The 16,554-nt window shown below is 43.5% G+C and carries 17 protein-coding genes and 1 pseudogene; 11 read left to right on the top strand and 7 right to left on the bottom strand.

The features are described 5' to 3' along the window. Positions 1–143: 143 nt before the first annotated feature. The 5 genes from NPUN_RS11355 (at position 144) to NPUN_RS11345 (ending at position 3,907) form a co-directional block, all read left to right on the top strand. Positions 144–1,412 (top strand): alkaline phosphatase PhoX, encoded by a 1,269-nt coding sequence (locus NPUN_RS11355; RefSeq protein WP_012408846.1) that lies wholly within the window; start codon positions 144–146, stop codon positions 1,410–1,412. Between the two features lie 38 nt (positions 1,413–1,450). Further along, on the top strand, positions 1,451–1,633 hold the full coding sequence (locus NPUN_RS44775; RefSeq protein WP_083782381.1) for an element excision factor XisH family protein: 183 nt from the start codon (positions 1,451–1,453) through the stop codon (positions 1,631–1,633). A gap of 683 nt (positions 1,634–2,316) precedes the next feature. After that, the gene (locus NPUN_RS43185) at positions 2,317–2,478 is read left to right on the top strand and encodes a hypothetical protein (RefSeq protein WP_234711083.1); all 162 of its coding nucleotides are present in this window, start codon (positions 2,317–2,319) and stop codon (positions 2,476–2,478) included. Between the two features lie 35 nt (positions 2,479–2,513). After that, positions 2,514–2,975, top strand: a complete 462-nt coding sequence (locus tag NPUN_RS11350; RefSeq protein WP_012408845.1) for a DUF1003 domain-containing protein — start codon at positions 2,514–2,516, stop codon at positions 2,973–2,975. A 308-nt stretch (positions 2,976–3,283) separates the two neighbouring features. Then, positions 3,284–3,907, top strand: a complete 624-nt coding sequence (locus NPUN_RS11345) for a hypothetical protein (RefSeq protein WP_012408844.1) — start codon at positions 3,284–3,286, stop codon at positions 3,905–3,907. 296 nt (positions 3,908–4,203) lie between these two features. On the opposite strand, the gene NPUN_RS11340 is transcribed toward NPUN_RS11345, so the two are convergent. Together NPUN_RS11340 and NPUN_RS40635 are read right to left on the bottom strand one after the other, a co-directional pair. Then, entirely contained in the window at positions 4,204–5,604 is a 1,401-nt protein-coding gene (locus NPUN_RS11340) for an amidase (RefSeq protein WP_012408843.1), read from the bottom strand. Between the two features lie 108 nt (positions 5,605–5,712). Next, on the bottom strand, positions 5,713–5,913 hold the full coding sequence (locus tag NPUN_RS40635; RefSeq protein ID WP_148220296.1) for a hypothetical protein: 201 nt from the start codon (positions 5,911–5,913) through the stop codon (positions 5,713–5,715). Between the two features lie 153 nt (positions 5,914–6,066). Between NPUN_RS40635 and NPUN_RS11335 the strand changes: the two genes are divergently transcribed. Next, complete coding sequence (locus NPUN_RS11335) at positions 6,067–6,951, top strand: NAD(P)-dependent oxidoreductase (protein WP_012408842.1); 885 nt, start codon at positions 6,067–6,069, stop codon at positions 6,949–6,951. Between the two features lie 77 nt (positions 6,952–7,028). Further along, positions 7,029–7,664 carry an HAD family hydrolase gene (locus tag NPUN_RS11330; RefSeq protein ID WP_012408841.1) on the top strand — a complete coding sequence of 212 codons (636 nt, stop codon included), beginning with the start codon at positions 7,029–7,031 and terminating at the stop codon, positions 7,662–7,664. A 56-nt stretch (positions 7,665–7,720) separates the two neighbouring features. Here NPUN_RS11330 and NPUN_RS44085 read toward each other — a convergent pair whose 3' ends face one another. Then, entirely contained in the window at positions 7,721–7,843 is a 123-nt protein-coding gene (locus tag NPUN_RS44085) for a hypothetical protein (protein WP_272913965.1), read from the bottom strand. Between the two features lie 9 nt (positions 7,844–7,852). Between NPUN_RS44085 and NPUN_RS11325 the strand changes: the two genes are divergently transcribed. The 4 genes and pseudogenes from NPUN_RS11325 to NPUN_RS44770 all read left to right on the top strand — a co-directional run bounded on the left by NPUN_RS11325 (position 7,853) and on the right by NPUN_RS44770 (position 11,749). Continuing rightward, positions 7,853–8,854 carry an ABC transporter substrate-binding protein gene (locus NPUN_RS11325; RefSeq protein ID WP_148220295.1) on the top strand — a complete coding sequence of 334 codons (1,002 nt, stop codon included), beginning with the start codon at positions 7,853–7,855 and terminating at the stop codon, positions 8,852–8,854. 230 nt (positions 8,855–9,084) lie between these two features. Next, a pseudogene (locus NPUN_RS11320) lies at positions 9,085–10,224 on the top strand (sugar ABC transporter ATP-binding protein); the annotation flags it as partial. Next, positions 10,178–10,762 carry an ABC transporter permease gene (locus NPUN_RS43180; RefSeq protein ID WP_336884939.1) on the top strand — a complete coding sequence of 195 codons (585 nt, stop codon included), beginning with the start codon at positions 10,178–10,180 and terminating at the stop codon, positions 10,760–10,762. The pseudogene NPUN_RS11320 and the gene NPUN_RS43180, both read left to right, overlap by 47 nt. Positions 10,763–10,768: 6 nt before the next feature. Then, the gene (locus tag NPUN_RS44770; protein ID WP_012408838.1) at positions 10,769–11,749 is read left to right on the top strand and encodes an ABC transporter permease; all 981 of its coding nucleotides are present in this window, start codon (positions 10,769–10,771) and stop codon (positions 11,747–11,749) included. Between the two features lie 241 nt (positions 11,750–11,990). On the opposite strand, the gene patX is transcribed toward NPUN_RS44770, so the two are convergent. The 4 genes from patX to NPUN_RS11290 form a co-directional block, all read right to left on the bottom strand. Continuing rightward, the gene (patX, locus tag NPUN_RS44765; protein WP_041565336.1) at positions 11,991–12,221 is read right to left on the bottom strand and encodes a heterocyst-inhibiting protein PatX; all 231 of its coding nucleotides are present in this window, start codon (positions 12,219–12,221) and stop codon (positions 11,991–11,993) included. 441 nt (positions 12,222–12,662) lie between these two features. Continuing rightward, on the bottom strand, positions 12,663–14,867 hold the full coding sequence (locus tag NPUN_RS11300) for a xanthine dehydrogenase family protein molybdopterin-binding subunit (protein WP_012408837.1): 2,205 nt from the start codon (positions 14,865–14,867) through the stop codon (positions 12,663–12,665). Next, positions 14,864–15,841: an FAD binding domain-containing protein gene (locus NPUN_RS11295; RefSeq protein ID WP_012408836.1), complete on the bottom strand. Its 978-nt coding sequence runs from the start codon at positions 15,839–15,841 to the stop codon at positions 14,864–14,866. Before NPUN_RS11295 ends, NPUN_RS11300 begins: the two co-directional genes overlap by 4 nt. Further along, positions 15,828–16,376: a (2Fe-2S)-binding protein gene (locus NPUN_RS11290; RefSeq protein WP_012408835.1), complete on the bottom strand. Its 549-nt coding sequence runs from the start codon at positions 16,374–16,376 to the stop codon at positions 15,828–15,830. Before NPUN_RS11290 ends, NPUN_RS11295 begins: the two co-directional genes overlap by 14 nt. Between the last annotated feature and the right edge of the window lie 178 nt (positions 16,377–16,554).

The raw sequence follows: 16,554 nt of genomic DNA, 5'->3' as shown, positions 1-16,554 counted from the left end.
TGTATATTTTTTACATTTCCTTAATGCCTTAAATAATCTTTTTTTAACCTCTTATTAATTTGAAAGAACCTGCTCCTCCTAGATAATTGAGGCTGTCTATTTGCAACAAATTAAGCCTCGTCCAAAATATCAGGGAGTATATATTGAATCTATCAAGACGTCAGTTTTTTACCCTGGCAGGGGCATCTGCTACAGGTGCTGTCCTTCTATCTCCTTTGCAAGCATTCTATGCTAAACCCGCGATCGCTGCGGGTCCCTACGGCAATTTAGTGGCCGACCCCAACGGAGTATTAGATTTGCCAGCTGGATTCACCTACCGCAGACTGTCCGAAACGGGCCAAACGATGAATGATGGTTACCAGGTACCCGGTGGTCACGATGGTATGGGTGCTTTTGCAGGATCTAATGGCAATACGATTCTAATTCGCAACCACGAACTCACTCCCACTTCTAGCAATGGACTGAGCGCTCCCAATAGCAGTAAGTACAACTCAAGTGCGAGGGGCGGTTGCACTAAATTGGTTGTTAATTCGTCCCGCAACCTGGTAGAACATCGGGGTGTTCTAGCGGGAACTATTCGCAATTGTGCTGGTGGTCCTACGCCTTCAGGATCTTGGTTAAGCTGTGAGGAAACTTTTGAAACCAATAACGGCAAGAAGCATGGTTATGTGTTTGAAGTTCCCAGTAGTGCAAATACTTTTGTCACCCCCGTCCCACTAACCGCTATGGGGCGTTTTAATCACGAGGCTGCCGCTGTAGACCCCAACACAGGGTATATATACATGACGGAAGACCAGGGAAACGGGCTTTTCTACCGCTTCATTCCCAACCAAAGCAACAACCTGAGTGCTGGCGGCTCGCTATACGCTTTAAGGATTACGGGGTCGTCTGGAATCAACACAGCTACGGGTTTCCCAAAAAATACGCCTAGGGCGGTGAACTGGGTACAGATTAGCAATCCCGATCCCACCACTGATACCGTCAGAACAGCAGGGTATAACAGCGGTGCCGCCAGGTTTTCAGGTGGGGAAGGCATCTTTTATGGTAGTGGTTATGTCTACTTCACTTGCAAGAGTGGAGGTAGTTCTGGAGATGGGCAAATCTGGCGTTATTCGCCCGCTAATAATACCGTTGAGCTATATATTGAACCAAACAATTCTGGTGTACTAGATAATCCAGACAATATTATAGTTTTCCCCAACCGCGACATCTTCCTCTGTGAAGATGGGGATGGAACGGATTACATTCTGGGTATCACTCCCAGTGGCAGTCTTTACAAGTTTGCCAAGAATGCCCTCAACACATCAGAGTTCGCTGGGGTCTGCTTCTCCCCCGATGGTCATACGATGTTTGTCAACATGCAAAGTCCAGGAATAACCTTTGCTATTTGGCCAACTAACGCTTTCTGGTAACCCTACGCCCTGTTTCAGTCCAGTCAGGGTAGAGAGCGATCGCCCTGCCTGGGCTTTTAGCGTTACTTCAAATTGGGAAAAAGAGTTTATCAGCTGATTTGGCAGCAGAACGCCTTATCAGTGTCAATAAGGGATTTCAAAGAATTGTTGTTAAAGTGAAGAGCTTTGTCACACAGTCTGACGTAAAAGATTTAGAACAAGTACTGGGTCAGTATGTCTGACGTTGCTGATCGAGAGTCAGTTAATCCTGGTTTGAAAATACTTTGATTGCAAGTTTAAGCATTTATGATTGCAGGTTACTATAACTACACTAAAGACTTTTTCCCCGACTCTTGCAACTCGATCACATAAAACTGCCGACTTCAGCCGACTGACAAAACAAAGTGGTAGGCGTAGCCAGCCGTAGGCATCGCTTAGTTGTCTATTCCAAATTTTCATCAGGGAATTATATTATGTCTTACTAAATATTAGATTCACTAATGCTTAAGTTACCTAATAATTATAGTATAATCGCGTAGTTTACCGCCGCAGGTCTTACCCTGAGCCTGTCGAAGGGCATCGTGTCTGGTTTTTGAAGATAAGGATGTGGCGATCGGCCCATTGCCTGCTTGAGTTGCAGAAGCACCTCTGGTTCTGCTGAACGACTGGCATCGACTCCGGTAATAACGGCACCAAGAGCTGCTTTGGTGGGTGTAATCTCAATTCAACTTGCTGTTAGTGTCACGATCGGGTCTCCTTTTTGTCCTAGACATCGCTGGGATTCTCCTTCGGCTTCAAATATTCTTACAAGCAATTACTTTTATTTATCGTTTTAACAAAAAAGAATATTTGCTTCTATCGGCGGAAAAGCTTAATTTTAAAGTATCAAGCCAAACACATACTGAATTAACTAAACAGGTGTAGCATGAATACGAGCAAAAAAATATTGTCAAATAACGTTGATGTAAAAGCACTTCAAAACACTCAAGTTGCACAGAAAGCTCCAGACGCATCGATAGAGCAATTAACGCGCGGACAACAGCTTGCTGATAAATTAGCTAACCATGTAGCTCTTGGAAATTTCTGATTTGCCAAAGTACCATTTTAGCGGGATGGGTGGGAATGAACTTGACACCAGGAGTTCCCCACTGGGATAATTCACCTTTCATCATGCTCAACTTAGTGTTTTCATTTGCTTCAGCCTACACAGCACCAATTGTATTGATGAGTCAGAATCGCCAGTCTGATACCGATCGCAGAAGTACCGAAATCGACCACCAAGTGAATCTTAAAGCTAGTCAAAATATTGAACTACTACATCAGAAATTGGATGACTTACACTCTCAAAGGCTAAACGAACTAACTCAAATTATCAAAGATCAGCAACAAATTATCAATGAGCTGAAAGTCACTTTAGTAAATAGTCCTAAAGATAATAAAGAAGCTAAAGTGGCTCTATTACCGGGCTTGCATATTCAAACTAATAGCAAATTTCCTAAACAACCTTCTAGCAATAAATCTTTTACAGTTGCTCAAGCAGTTGGAGATAATAATAAAGCTGTTGAAAAACTGACTCATCACTAATGTTATTTTAAAAATACATGAAAAATTTCCCCTTTGTTTTACAGTCTTAGTGGTTTTAATTAACTTAGTAGTAGCTTATCCATCTTGGGCAGTAACATAGCTTTCTTTAATCAATAATCCTAATAAATTTGAAAGTTTTACTAAGATTCAAGACTCAGCATTCCACTAAATCAAAACTTATACAGAAATATTTAAAAAGCTTCCTTATGTTAGTCAATAATTTTGCTTTTTAACTCTTTTACTCAAGTGTTAAGCAGCTAAGAGCTTACTTCGCTGATTACTAAAAATCTCAAACCAGGGAGAAAAATATGCAGTTCATCAAAATTATTCTTGTCGCTCTTGTGTTTATTGTGAATCTGACAATTGCTCAACCTTCTTGGGCAGGCAAAGATTTCACCAAAGGAACTGATTATGCTGAGGTAACTCAGGAACTCAATCAACTTCTCACTGTGAAAGATAACCCTGAACAAGCTGGCTATACACCTGAGCAATTTCAAGCCCGACTATCACAATTGCAGTCTCAGAAGTATGTAATCGAAACGGCCAGAAAACGAGCGCAGTGCTTTAATCAAACCGGTAAAACTTTGGGTATCTACGCCAATAAACCGAAAAAATATCCAACTCAACTCTACTTCTTAGCAGCAGGGCAAATTACTGATGATGATTGGGATTGTGATGGTATCTACCTACCCGCAGGTACTCAAGTAGTTTTAAGTCCTAATACTGAAGTACAAGAGTTAACCCAACCCATTGCAGTCAAGTTTGTCGATGGTACACAGTCCATTGCTAAAACTAATCCAGCTACTGGTGCAATTGAATTAAATGTTGCACCTGCCAAAGTCTTCAAAGCCGGTGAAAGCAACTGGTTGCTACCTACGTTATCTCAGGCAGATATTGACGCGCAAGTTCCTAGTCCACAAATCATTGACTAATGTTTGCTAGGCATTCAATTTTGATGCGATAGCGCGTCAATTCTAATTACACTAAATAATACTTTACCCCTCCTAACCAAGAGGAGTTTTTAATTAATGGCAGATTGAAGATTCGCAAAATGCCCTATAGCAGCAACAAACAGTGGAAGTAAATCAAGTAGCAATACTTCTCGGATGAGCCTAACAATTTTTCTTTCTTTTGGTCTGGGAAAAGGTTAAAGGGCAAAGGGGAAAGGTGAATTCAAATCTTTTCCCTTTTCTCCATTAACCGAAAGGTTGGGATCTTGCTGTTCGCCTCAATTACTTGCTCCTAACGGCATGATGAAAGGAAAAACATTTTCATAAGCTTTAGCTGCTTGCAATACCAGTAAATCTTTATATTTTGCAGCGACAATTTGTATACCAACAGGCAAACCGTTTTTGGTGAAGCCACAAGGTAAAGATGCAGCAGGTTGTTGTGTAAGGTTGAAGGGATATGTAAAAGGTGTCCAATCTCGGTGCTGAGGATCAATAGATGATTGAGGCCGATTTTGTCCAACAGGAAAAGCAACTATCGGCAAGGTGGGAGTAAGTAATAAATCATAGTTTTGATGAAATCTTTGCATTTCCCGTCCTAATGCTTCACGGGCATCTTGGGCGCTGAGATATTCTACTAAGGTGAGGCGATCGCCTTCTTTGGCTGTAGCTTGTAAACCTTCTTCAATTACAGCTTGTTGTTCTGGACTAAAGCCACGCAATAACTTAGCTGCACCAGCTTGCCAAAAGGTTTGAAAAATAGGGCGAGGATTCACAAAACCTGGATCGACTTCTTCGACAATCGCATCGAGTTTAGCAAAAACATCAACTGCGGCTTTAACTAAAGCAGCTACTTCTACATCAACCTCAGTGTAGCCAAAGTTGGGACTGTAAGCAATTCTCAATCCGGCTACACCCTTGTCTAAATCAGAAGTATAGTCTTGTTTTTCATCCGGTAAAGCATACCAATCACGCACATCAGAATGGGCGATGACATTTAATGTGAATGCGGCATCAGTGACGGTGCGAACCAAAACGCCAATATGAAACAATGATCCAGTATGAGCTGATGGGTAGCCAGAAACACGTCCAAAAGTCGGTTTAAAACCAAACACACCTGTTAACGCCGCCGGTGTTCTTGATGATCCACCACCATCTGTAGCGAGATGCAGTGTTCCCATGCCCAATGCAGCAGCAACAGCAGCACCACCGCTACTTCCTCCAGGAGTCAAATCTGTATTCCAAGGATTGCGGGTGATACCAGTAAGTGAACTGTCGGTGACACCCTTCCAACCAAATTCAGAGGTTGTGGTTTTTCCTAATAAAACTGCTCCCTGTTCCCGCAGACGATCCACCGCAGGTGCATTTTCTTCCCAAGATTGATGGGAGGTTATCGCTTTACTCCCTCGGAGCGTTGGTAAACCCTTGGTTAATAGTAAATCCTTGACGGTAAAAGGTATACCATCCACTAAGCCACGGGGATTCCCATTTAGCCAACGCACTTCTGAGGCTTGGGCTTCAGCCAAAGCAGTGTTTTCATCTACGATCGCAAAGGCGTTAACTGAGTTATTGTAAGTATTGATCCGTTCTAGGGCAGCTTTGGTTGCTGCAACTGTTGATAACTGGCGATCGCGATATAGTGATAACAGTTGAGAAGCAGAAAAATCAGCAATGTCTGACATATTTCGGTTTGAATAGATTTATTGAAACTATGGCTTAGTTAAGCAGTTTGGAGAAGGTTGCTAATTGTCAGATGTCACAAATTGGTAAACCCTCAAACAAGTCCATAACTAGAAAAATACAATTCCTACTAGCGTGACGACGTTTGGATAAAAGCGAGGTGTTTCATGTCGGTTGAGCCATAGTACATCCTTAAACTCTCCAGGTAGCCCATGTAATCGACAAACCGTATTGCACCAAACGGTGTTGTTGCATACTACTCGTTTAATTCGCTCGTGGACAAATTGGGATAATTCTGCTTTTTGAGTCATTAAATAGCTTGCTTCTAGAGAATGATGTATGGTAGGTTCCTATTTAGACCCATTACGGTAATCCTATCAACTTACCGTAGGTTATCTTATAACTCAATCACCAAAATCAGCAAATTAATTAAAAGCTGAATACAGGTAAAAATAAATTTTCCCATGCAAATCCAAACTGTTGGTATTTTAAGTCCAGGTGACATGGGGCAGGCGATCGCATCCGTTCTCAATCAAAATGGATTGAAAACCATTGCCGCCCTAGACGATCGCAGTGAACGAACTCGGCAATTAGCAGCCGCAGCCAATATCCAAGATGTGGGTTCCCTCACACAACTGGTAATTGAATCTGATGTGGTGTTATCAGTTTTAGTACCCGCCGCCGCCGCAGAGGTAGCAAAGGAGGTAGCTGAGGTGATAAGTAATGTGGCGAAACAGATTCTTTATGTTGATTGTAATGCGATCGCACCCCAAAAGGTAAAACGTATTGCCCAACTGATTGAATCATCTGGCGCAACTTTTGTAGATGCTTCAATCATTGGCCCACCTTCCAGAGTTCCCGGTCGCACGCGCATCTATGCATCAGGAAAACAGACTGATGAATTCCAGCAATTGCGGAATTATGGGTTAGATATACGAGTAATTGGCGATGAAATTGGTCAGGCTTCTGGATTGAAGATGTCTTACGCCGCCCTAACAAAAGGACTGACAGCGATTGGTGCAGAATTACTAATTGCTGCCCATCGTTTAGGTTTGGATGAGCAACTATGGGAGGAAGTATCTAGTAGCCAACCAGAACTTGCTGCTATTCTCACCCGTTCCATTCCATCCATGACACCAAAAGCACATCGTTGGATAGGAGAAATGGAAGAGATTGCCGAAACCTTTAAAGAAATAGGTCTGACTGAGCGGATTTTTTACGGAGCAGCCGATGTTTACCGCTTGGTGAAAGATACCTCTTTGGGTAAGGAAACACCAGAAGAATGCGAACGCAATCGCCCTTTGAGCGAAATCATTACTATTCTTTCCGACGAAACTGCACCAAACTAAACCTTGTAAATTAATTCAGGTTTGGTCAAGATGAGTAAAATCCGTGCTGTTGTTGACTTTGGATTTTTAGTAAATTCATGAACAAATTTAATTTAGTTATTTTTGATTGTGATGGTGTTTTGATAGATAGTGAGCGAATCGCAAATACTATTTTGTTGAAAATGCTCAAGGAAATAGGACTGTTTCTAACTTTAGAGGATGTGTTCGATATTTTTGTTGGCACATCAATGACCCGCTGTTTAGAAATAGTTAAAAATTTGCTTGGCAAATCTCCACCAGAGAACTTTGCTACCGAATTTGAGGAACGAACCATGCAAGCTTTCATGAATGATGTGCATCCGGTGCAGGGAATACATGATGTTTTAAGTAAGCTCAATCTTTCTTATTGTGTTGCTTCAAATAGTAGCCATAAGTGGATAGAGAAAGCTTTATTTGTAATAGATTTGCTTCCTTACTTTTCAGAAAAAATATTTAGTGCTACAGAAGTCTCACGTAGCAAACCATATCCCGATGTATTTTTATATGCAGCCGAGAGAATGGGATTTTCCCCAAAGGATTGTGTAGTTATTGAAGATACACCCACAGGTGTCAGAGCTGGAGTTGATACAGGTATGACAGTATTTGGTTATGCAGAACTGATTAACCCAGAAAAACTACGAGCAGTTGGTGCATCTGTCCTATTTAATGACATGAAATTATTACCAAAACTCTAGATCAGCAAAATCAATCTTTTATTAACAGTGGAAAGTAAAAGCACGATATCTAATCGCTATTGATGTTTCATCAGCACTGGAATGACGAACAGCCATGAATTCTGGCACAGTAATGGCAAATCAATGGAAAATGCCATAATTTCGCTTTTTTCAAATATTGCAATGTAGCGTTCAGACATGATTGGGTTATGAAGAATAAAACCTGTTTTGGATGCTCAGGTATCGGAGCGTATATGCCAAAGTTGTTGGTATTTAGCGCCTACGTTGCGATCGCTATTTCGGCTTTCTCGCTATCTGGTTGTATACGAGAGAAAACAAAAAAAATTGTCGGATTCTCGCAGACGGAGAACATCGGCCCGTGGCGCATTGCCGAAACGAACAGCATTAAGGAGGAAGCTGCCAAGCATAAGAAAACTTACGATTTTCTGATAACGGATGCACAGGGGCAGACATCGAAGCAATTTGCCGACATTGAGGATCTAATCGCACGACAAGTTGATGTTATATTTCTTGCACCACGTGAGTATGAGGGTCTTACGCCCGCCCTCGAAGCAGCGAGAGCGGCAAAAATACCGATTTTTCTGATCGACCGTGAAGCGGCGGGAAGACCAGGTGAACATTTCGTCAGCTTTCTTGGGTCGGATTTTATCGCCCAAGGCCGCCGTGTTGGGGAATGGCTGGCTAAAGCAACCGACGGCAAGGCATCCATCGTGGAACTTACTGGAACAGCCGGTTCATCGGTCGCAATCGATCGGGCTAAGGGGTTTCGTAATGCGATCGCTACTTATCCCAACATGAAAATCATCGCCACGCAGACGGCAGATTTTTCGCGGGCTGCGGCAGTGCGTGTAATGGAAAACATCATCCAGGCTAAGGGTTCCGATATTACCGCAGTGTATGCTCACAACGACGAAATGGCATTAGGTGCTATCCAGGCTCTCAAATCCGCAGGTATGAAGCCTGGTAAGGATGTGATGGTTGGTTCAATCGATGGCCAGAAAGCTGCGCTTGAGGCGATAATCCGTGGTGAGCTTGGTGTTAGTGTCGAGTCGAACCCGCGTTTTGGTCCACTTGTTTTCGCCACGATGGAAGAGTATTTTGCTGGCAAGAAAATTCCTCCTCGGATTATTCTTAAGGACAGACTCTTCGACGTGACCAACGCCAAGGATTTTGTAAATGAAGCATACTAATACCAATTCGTAATTCGTAATTAAGAAAGTCAGATATTGTTTGGGTTTCGGGGTTTGAATGTGTTGCCGGATTTTAGAGAATTGGTATAAGTAGTTCTCGCCCTAAAATAGAAAAAAGATAACCTGGAACTTTCCTGAACCACCACGATAGATAAATAAATATTACTTACTATGGTGCCAAGTCAAGGATCTCCACTATCGGCAATAAAGACAAAAACTAGGTAAAGCCGATGAATCAGGCGACTCGAAATGTCCTGTGGATGACAGGCATAAAAAAAAGTTTTTCCGGCGTGCCAGCGCTGTGGGGGGTGGATTTTGAACTGAAGGCAGGCGAGATCCATGCACTGGTTGGAGAAAATGGTGCTGGCAAATCAACGCTTATCAAGATTATGACGGGGGCTTATCGGCGAGACTCAGGTGTTATGGAGTACGACCAGAAAACCGTTGCATTCGAGAACCCGATCCAAGCGCAGGCGGCAGGCATTGTAGCCGTCTATCAGGAGATTCAACTGGTGGGTTTGCGAACCGTTGCCGAGAATATTTTTCTGAGCAGGGAGCCTAATCGCTTCGGCATCATTGATAGACGGGCTATGAACGCTAGGGCGGCCGATATCCTAAAGCGCCTGGGGTTGCATATCGACCCGCACTCAGTAGTTGGTTCGCTGAATATTGCCCATCGCCAGATGGTGGCGATCGCCCGCGCTATATCTTTTGGTGCGCGGGTACTTATCCTCGATGAACCCACGAGTTCGCTGACGAAAACTGAAGTTTCTGTTCTTTTTGATGTCATGCGGCGGCTAAAGTCGGAAGGGACATCCATCGTCTACATCAGCCACCGTTTTGAAGAACTTTACACCGTGTGCGATCGCGTGACAGTACTGCGTGATGGACGCAACATTGTGACGCGATCGCTGTCCATGCTCACTCGTCTGGAACTCGTTTGTTTTATGCTAGGTCGTAAGCCCGAAGAGGTAAGCAAAAGAGTCACGGCGTTCGCGAGACAGTCGCAAAACATGTTAGGTCAGCCAGTGCTACTCCAAGCGGAAGCTCTCAAATATAAAAAACGGCTCAATGGTGTTTCCATTGAAGTGCAGCATGGCGAAATCGTTGGGCTTGCGGGTTTGCTCGGCTCTGGTCGTAGTGAAACGGTGCGTGCCTTGTTCGGGGCTGAACCCCTTGAGGGTGGAACTGTAAAACTCGAAGGTAGTCTTTTATCTCTGCGCGATCCTCATGATGCGATCGACGCTGGGATAGCTTTCCTTTCAGAGGATCGCAAGGCGGACGGCATCATTCCTGAGCTTTCGGTGCGCGAAAACCTCACTCTTGCTGCACTACCGAACCTTACGCAATGGGGCATTGTTTCCAAAAAACGACAGAGCGAGCTTGCCCTGCGTTTCATGGAGCGTCTTGATATCAAGGCAGCCAGCATCGAACAGAAGATTCGGTTCTATACCAATTCAGGTTGTAATTACGACAGTAGCGATCGCGGGAGCTTTCTTCTGTATCCGCTCTACGCTTTTCGGCCGTCATATCGTTGCAGTCGGCGGCAACGAGGAGGCTGCACGGCTTGCGGGTATCCGTGCGGAGCGCGTGAAATATATAGTCTATATAATTAGTGCCCTGCTTGCCGGATTTGCCGGACTTGTCGAGACAGCGAGGTTTGGCATGGGCGATCCGAGCAAGGTCGGTGTCAACGCGGAATTTGATGCGATCGCGGCTGTTGTTCTTGGCGGTACACCCTTCTCCGGTGGACGTGCAAATGTCCTCGGCACTGTTGTCGGAGCCTTGCTAATGCAAGTGATCTCTACAAGTTTCAATATGCTGCTGATTCCGTTTACCTGGTCATTAGTTTTGAAATCCGTAATCATTCTTTTCGCCATTTTTTTGCAGCGTCCTAAGGAGGTTTAACGCGTCATGGCTGCCACAAAGTCTCTTGCGCTTGCGGGTTTGCGGCTGTTGAAGCGTCTTGCCAAGCTCCTCAACTCCCAGGGCGTGCTGCTCGCGCTCCTTAGTTTGGCTGTTTTCGCATCCTTTCGTTATGAAACGTTCCTGACACCTCTTAATCTTATGAACATCATGCGACAGAACAGTATGCTGGCGATCGTGGCGCTGGGCATGACTGTTGTGATTCTGAGTGGAGGAATCGATCTGTCCGTGGGTTCCCTCGTTGCTCTAGGCGGTGTTGTCGCAGCAATGCTTGCCCGACAAGGAAGCTTCGCGGCGATCGTCGGTGGCATTGCTAGCACTACGTTGCTCGGTGTAGTCAATGGTCTTCTAGTGTCTCGCGCGCGGCTCCAGCCGTTCGTTGTTACCTTATTCACTGCCAGCGCCGCCCGCGGACTGGCGTTGAGCATCACCGAGGAAAAGTCCGTTGCTGTATCATCGACAGCATCGGGACTTGTTTGGCTGGGTAGAGGGTTTATTGGTTGGGTTCCTGTACCCGTGCTGATAGTTGCACTCTTATATTTTGCTGCTTGGTTTATGCTGCACAGAAGCCGATTAGGTTTGCACATATTCGCTATTGGCAACAATGAGGAGGCCTCCCGACTCATGGGCGTGAACCCAAACCAAGTAAAGCTTGCAGTCTACACATTTAGCGGGTTGCTTTCAGGACTTGCTGGTATTATTCTCGCAGGTCGTTTAGGAGCGGGTCAGCCTGTGGCTGCCTTCGGCTGGGAGACAGATGCGATCGCCGCCAGCGTCATGGGAGGAACATTTCTCGCAGGGGGTCAGGGGAGCGTGTTTCCGACGCTAGTCGGTGTACTTTTACTAGGAATGATGTACAATCTTTTAAATCTTGAAGGAACCATTACTCCTTGGTGGCAGCTCGTACTCCGTGGTGGCTTCTTACTTTTGGTCGTGCTTTTTCAGCAGCGTATTGTCCACAGAGGCTGATGTCAGTAGCTCGAAAACATAGTCAAAATATCGATTAGCTTATGACGTTTTGTGCGATCTATTCGTGGATCTGACATCTGTGCAAAGTGGTCAGAAATTGTAATTTTGGGCTTGAGTTTCACGCAAACTCGGGCAATATTGCTACTTTTATAGCTATAGCTATGAAAATTAGGACGTAGACTAGATTAGTACACTAGCTATTGGATCATCTTTTTTGTGGAGTTCTCTAAGCTTCTGGTTATTAAACAAGAGGAGCAATATTTTTGAAAGGTTCAATTAAATATCTACGTCCACCGCCTCTATAAGGTACAGGGGTACTGGGAGTATTAGATTTGGCGATCTCTGAAAATAACTGTTGTGTTTTATAAGTAGGATACAGGGTCTGGGATAATTTATTTATCTGTATTTGGGAATTAAGACTTAGCAAACTGAATAGGAAAGTCCAAACTAAAATATAGGGTGTAAAAGGCATAGTTAATAGCTCTATTTTATCTCTATTAACTAATACACAGTATTTTTAAATTATCCGGTAAACATATCTAAATATAATGGCAAAAATATTTTCTTTTGGGGTTTAATATCGCAATATAACTTTGTTTGAATACGAATATTATATAAATCTTTGACAAAATGACTAATGAAAAAAGTCATGAATTTGACCATGACTTTTGGCACAAATGAATGATCGTTTTAGTCCATGATATTTTTTATCTAGAAATGCAAATGGCAGATCGCGCAGCGTGTCTGCGATACGCTGCGCGATCTGCCTCCTGCCTCACCTCGGCTGCGCTCGGCGACCACCTGCCTCCTGCCTCCTGCCTTCTTCAATGATTTATCACAACAGAATTCAGGAGTCAGGATTCAAGATTCAGTTAGCCTTCTTCAATTTAATCATCTGTGTAATCTAGAAATGCTAATCAATCCCGGATTCAGACAACTTGTCTGGTGTAATTGGTAGGTCACGAATCCGTTTACCTGTGGCATGATACACTGCATTAGATATAGCTGCTGCTACCCCAACAATCGGAAGTTCGCCCAAACTTTTGGTTCCTAGTGCATTCACATAAGGATCGTGTTCTTCAACAAATTGCACTTCCATATTTGGGATATCTGCATGAACCGGAATCAGGTAATCTGAAAAGTTAGCACCAACTATTCTGCCCTGATTAGGATCCATTACAGTTTTCTCCATCAGCGCCATACCGATTCCCCATGTAATCCCGCCGATAACTTGACTCCGCGCTGTCTTGAAGTTGAGAATTCGCCCTGCACCATAAACGCCTACGCAACGTCTAACTTTGATTTCTCCCAACAATTCATCAACTGCAACTTCCACAAATATTGCCCCAAATGAGTGTTTGGCGTATTCTTTGCCCTCTGGATTGATTGAAGATTCTTCTGTAACTTCTAAACTTTCTAATCCATGACGGCGGAGAATATCGGTGTAGCTGTCTCGCTTCGATGGGTCTTGTTTTAAAAATATTTGCCCTGACTCGACAATAATACCTTCTGCTTGCGATCCGTAAAGCAAAGAATTTGGATCTGCGATCGCCATTTTAATTATCTGATCCCGTGCGGCGATCGCTGCTTGATGTACCGCCGGGGAAACACTGGCAACGGTAATTGAGTTCCCTGTAATCGGGGCTTTAGGAAGATTAGTATCACCTAGTTCAAACTGCACTGGTAAGCCTAATACTTCAGCAGCTACTTGCGTCATCACTGTATAAGTGCCTGTCCCAATGTCTTGAGTACCACTTTGTACTTTCACTTCTCCAGTAGCAAAAATTTTTACCTTAACTGATGCAGTTTGAATGTTCGTGGGAAACGTCGCACTTGCCATTCCCCAACCAATCAAAAAATGATGATCTCGCATGGAACGGGGAACTGGATTGCGTTGTAACCAACCAAAAATTTCTGCTCCTTTTTGGTAACATTCTTTCAGGGATTTAGTTGACCAAGGTAATCCTTTGTGCGGCTCGATATCTGCATGATTTATTAATCTTAGTTCAATTGGGTCAATATTTAAGGTGTATGCCAGTTCATCCATTGCCGATTCTAAGGCAAACATTCCCGTTGCTTCTCCCGGGCCCCGCATAAAGGTTGGTGTGGCAGTATTGATGCGTGCCAAACGGTATTTAATTTCCAAATTGGGACAGGCGTACATCATTGTGGTTGCTGCACCCACAGGTTCTACAAAGTCATCGAAGAGGGAAGTTAAAGATGTACCAATGTGATCGATCAGGGTTAGTCTGCCCTCTTTGGTTGCACCTAACGTTAGCTGCTGCTGAGTTTGGGATCTGTGCCCGCAAGCAGTGTACATTTGCGATCGCGTTAGCACAACTTTTACAGGGCGTTTTACTTGACGAGATGCGATCGCAGCTAAAATAGTATGCGATCGCAACAATGCCTTACAACCAAATCCTCCGCCTAAATATTTAGAGATAACACGGACATTTTCTTGAGGAATATTCAGAACAGATGCGATCGCTTTTTGGGTTGCGGAAATGCCTTGAGTAGTTTCATACAGCGTCAAATTATCTCCTTCCCAGATTGCGATCGTTCCAGAAGGCTCTAGGGGATTATGATGTTCCATTGGCGTGGTATAAATTTGCTCTACCAGAACATCTGCTTGAGCTTTCCCAGATTCCACATCCCCCCTGGTGATTTTACCTGGCATCATGCCAAAAAATATTGATTCGGGTTCAAATATCTCTGCATCTGCTACTGTGACTATCGCAGTGGCTTCTTCGTAGATAATTTTAACTAGGGAGGCAGCGGTTTCGGCTTGTTCTAAAGTTTGGGCAATTACAATGCCCAAATGTTGACCATCGTAGTAAATATTATCGTCTTTTTCGGTTGCTTGAGGCTGGGGAGGTGAAAAGAAGGGGATTTTTACCAGAGATGGAGTTTGTTTGTAGGTAATGATATCTACAACACCAGGGACGGCGGTGGCGGCGGATGTATCTATTTGGATAACTTTACCGCTTGCGATCGCACTTTGAAAAATCACTCCATAAGTTAAATTTTCTATAGCAACATCGGCTGTATAGGGTGCTTCTCCGGTAACTTTGAGTTTGCCATCAACGCGATCAAGCGGTTTACCGATAATTTTATTCATAATTTTTCTGTCACAACTGAAAGCGCACGTACCAAAGCGCCTTTGACTAATTCAATTTTGAATTCATTATGTGTCTGCGGTTTTGCTTCTTTAACAGCTGCTTCTCCTGCGGCTGTAAAGGTAGCTTCGTTAATTGCTTTACCTTTGAGAAATTCCTCAGCATCCCTTGCACGCCAAGGTTTGGGTGCTACCCCACCAAAAGCGATTCGTGCTGATTGAATTATGTCCTGTTCTAACTCTACGGCAATAGCTACGGAAACGAGAGCAAATTGGTAGGAAGCCCGATCTCTAACTTTTAAATAATAGGACTTATATACAGAATTTGGGACTTCAATAGCAATGATTAATTCTCCAGGCTGTAATAAAGTTTCTTTTTCTGGTGTATCACCTGGTAAGAGATAAAAATCATGAATTGAAATTTGACGTTCTTTTTCTACCCCTTGGATGTAAATCATCGCATCTAATGCCGTTAATGCTACAGCTAAATCGGAAGGATGAACGGCAATACAATGTTCACTTGCTCCGAAAATAGCGTGCATTCGATTGTAGCCTGTAATTGCGGCACAACCTAAACCTGGGGTGCGTTTATTACAAGGAAAAACCGGATCGCGAAAGTAGCCACAACGGACTCGTTGTAGTAGATTACCGCCCACTGTTGCCATATTTCGTAACTGCGGTGAAGCACTTTGTAACAATGCTTGGCTAATTACTGGATAACATTCCTGAATTTTGGGATGAAAAGCCACATCACTCATACGAGAGATTGCACCAATACGGATTCCATTCGCAAGAGATACAATATCTGTTAAGGGCAAACTATTAATATCAATTAATATATTCGCTGTTTGGACTCCATCTTTCATTAATCCCAGTAAATCTGTGCCACCAGCGATAAATGCAGCAGTTTCGTTTTGTTCAACTGTAGCGAGCGCAGCATCTTGTGAAGTAACTTTAGCATAACTAAATGGCTGCATTTTCCATTTCCTCTAGCACATCCCGAATCGCCGCAATAATATTTGGATATGCTCCACAACGGCAAAGGTTTCCACTCATTTTTTCTCGAATTTCTGCCTCAGATTTTGGTGGTTCTTCTAATATCATCCCTACGGCTGATACAATTTGACCCGATGTGCAGTATCCACATTGAAAAGCATCATGGGTGATAAAGGCTGTTTGCATGGGGTGGAGTTTGTCATCTTGCGCTAATCCCTCAATTGTGGTAATTTCAGCGTCGATATGCATTACTGCTAGAGTCATACAGGAGTTAATTCGGCGACCATTGATTAGAATAGTACATGCACCACATTCACCACGATCGCAAGCTTTTTTAGTGCCCATCAAACCCAGCTTTTCTCGGAGTGCATCTAGTAAAGTAACGCGAGGTTCTAGTTTTACTGAGTAGGAGATATTATTGATATTCAGCGATAATTCTACTTCTTCGGAAGCAAATATTTGCAACTTTTGGGTAAGAGAGTTTGAAGTGATTGGAGCTAAAAACTTTTCTTCCATGTTGAATATGATACTAATATTTTTTCAGATGTTTATTGGATTTGATCTCGCAGTCCGCTTTGATTTTAGAATTGATTTGCATTGGCGGGCAATAGGAAAAACTTGGGGCTGAAGAAACAAGTCTGAAAAGTAGTCAACTTCCACCACAGTCTATTATTACTTTTTTGTAGCTCAGATA

Origin of the sequence: Nostoc punctiforme PCC 73102, assembly GCF_000020025.1 — a bacterium.
Lineage (GTDB): Bacteria > Cyanobacteriota > Cyanobacteriia > Cyanobacteriales > Nostocaceae > Nostoc > Nostoc punctiforme.
This window is presented reverse-complemented; position numbering and strand designations above follow the sequence as displayed.

Bases quoted from the DNA above. Each gene is read 5' to 3' on its own strand.
- NPUN_RS11330 (WP_012408841.1), top strand. From the start codon at position 7,029: ATGAACAAATTTAATTTAGTTATTTTTGATTGTGATGGTGTTTTGATA.
- NPUN_RS11340 (WP_012408843.1), bottom strand. From the start codon at position 5,604: ATGTCAGACATTGCTGATTTTTCTGCTTCTCAACTGTTATCACTATAT.
- NPUN_RS11325 (WP_148220295.1), top strand. From the start codon at position 7,853: ATGAAGAATAAAACCTGTTTTGGATGCTCAGGTATCGGAGCGTATATG.
- NPUN_RS40635 (WP_148220296.1), bottom strand. From the start codon at position 5,913: ATGACTCAAAAAGCAGAATTATCCCAATTTGTCCACGAGCGAATTAAA.
- NPUN_RS11295 (WP_012408836.1), bottom strand. From the start codon at position 15,841: ATGCAGCCATTTAGTTATGCTAAAGTTACTTCACAAGATGCTGCGCTC.
- patX (WP_041565336.1), bottom strand. From the start codon at position 12,221: ATGCCTTTTACACCCTATATTTTAGTTTGGACTTTCCTATTCAGTTTG.
- NPUN_RS11335 (WP_012408842.1), top strand. From the start codon at position 6,067: ATGCAAATCCAAACTGTTGGTATTTTAAGTCCAGGTGACATGGGGCAG.
- NPUN_RS11300 (WP_012408837.1), bottom strand. From the start codon at position 14,867: ATGAATAAAATTATCGGTAAACCGCTTGATCGCGTTGATGGCAAACTC.
- NPUN_RS11350 (WP_012408845.1), top strand. From the start codon at position 2,514: ATGAACTTGACACCAGGAGTTCCCCACTGGGATAATTCACCTTTCATC.
- NPUN_RS44770 (WP_012408838.1), top strand. From the start codon at position 10,769: ATGGCTGCCACAAAGTCTCTTGCGCTTGCGGGTTTGCGGCTGTTGAAG.
- NPUN_RS43185 (WP_234711083.1), top strand. From the start codon at position 2,317: ATGAATACGAGCAAAAAAATATTGTCAAATAACGTTGATGTAAAAGCA.
- NPUN_RS44085 (WP_272913965.1), bottom strand. From the start codon at position 7,843: ATGTCTGAACGCTACATTGCAATATTTGAAAAAAGCGAAATTATGGCA.
- NPUN_RS11345 (WP_012408844.1), top strand. From the start codon at position 3,284: ATGCAGTTCATCAAAATTATTCTTGTCGCTCTTGTGTTTATTGTGAAT.
- NPUN_RS11290 (WP_012408835.1), bottom strand. From the start codon at position 16,376: ATGGAAGAAAAGTTTTTAGCTCCAATCACTTCAAACTCTCTTACCCAA.